Origin of the sequence: Bacillus cereus group sp. BfR-BA-01441 (genome assembly GCF_022663075.1) — a bacterium.
Classification (GTDB): Bacteria; Bacillota; Bacilli; order Bacillales; family Bacillaceae_G; genus Bacillus_A; species Bacillus_A cereus.
The window spans coordinates 1-1,063 of the sequence record NZ_JAKUEU010000216.1 but is presented as its reverse complement, the minus strand read 5'-3'; the positions used below and the strand labels follow the sequence as shown (position 1 = coordinate 1,063).

The window sequence follows — 1,063 nt, the reverse complement described above, 5'->3', positions numbered from 1 at the left end:
TTCATTTTACGATTCCTCTATTTCTATATTCATTTTATCCCGTTATACGGGCCCATAATATCCCCACGTACATGAAAGAACCTAAAGTGGTGGATACAGTGTACCCAAAATCAATTCGAGACACCTATAAACCTCTTAAATTATAAGAGGTGCCACTCATATTAAAATATATATTGCATAATAAAGCAACCCAAATGGACTACTAAACTTGACATGTCATCAGAAAGACAACAATTTGTAAAATATGTGACTTTTTCAAAACACTATCCCTCAGTATCTTACTATACCACACAAAAAGAAAGTGGTATTTTTTTGTACTTTTTACTTTATTTACATCAATAAAAAAAGAGCACATCCGACAGAATGTGCTCTTTCTATACTCTTTATATTACTTTTCGTTCTCTTCTTTTTCTTTATCAAACCATAACAGCTCATCGTTATCAACTTCACCATTATAATTGATTAAAATTTCTTCTCCTGCTTTTATATCCTTATAAGCATAGAAGTTAAACGTATGGTTCTCGAAGACAATATCATACGTTGCATTCGGTGTATATGAATGATTAAATAACATACCGTATCCTAAAAGGATTGCCGTATGATTGATTCCATACTCAAATGCGTAGTCAGCAAGTAATGTTTTCTCAATATGTTCATGCTGTTCATTCGGATAAGAGATAACTGGTGCTGCGTGTATCAACTCACCTTTTTTAATATCACGAGTTGCAAATACACCTCTATTAAATTCTCCATCACTAAGTTCAGAAGTCTTAACTTCGATCATATGCGTCACCTATTTAATTCTTTCTTTGAAGTATTTTAATTCCGCTATTAGCTGAATTTTATCTCCTTAAGCTTGGCAGAAAACGCGCAGAAAAGCAATTAAATTCCTATCAAGTATTCGTTTCAATGAAAAAAGAGCACATCATTTGTGCTCTTTCCAAGCAATATTACTTTTCTAAAATATCTTCTAACAACTTCACTTGCTCGCTAACAGTTTGTAACGTCTTCACTGACGTATCATTTCGATGTTTTTCTTCTTCCACACTCGCTAGCACTTCTT

1 protein-coding gene is annotated in these 1,063 nt (G+C 33.0%); it reads right to left on the bottom strand.

Annotated elements, in window-relative coordinates; genetic code table 11:
• Nucleotides 1-388 precede the first annotated feature (388 nt).
• Nucleotides 389-784 carry an SET domain-containing protein gene (locus MR107_RS30115; protein ID WP_000573649.1) on the bottom strand — a complete coding sequence of 132 codons (396 nt, stop codon included), beginning with the start codon at nucleotides 782-784 and terminating at the stop codon, nucleotides 389-391.
• Nucleotides 785-1,063 lie beyond the last annotated feature (279 nt).

Excerpts from the sequence above, each read along its gene's own strand:
- MR107_RS30115 (WP_000573649.1), bottom strand. The coding sequence starts at position 784 with ATGATCGAAGTTAAGACTTCTGAACTTAGTGATGGAGAATTTAATAGA.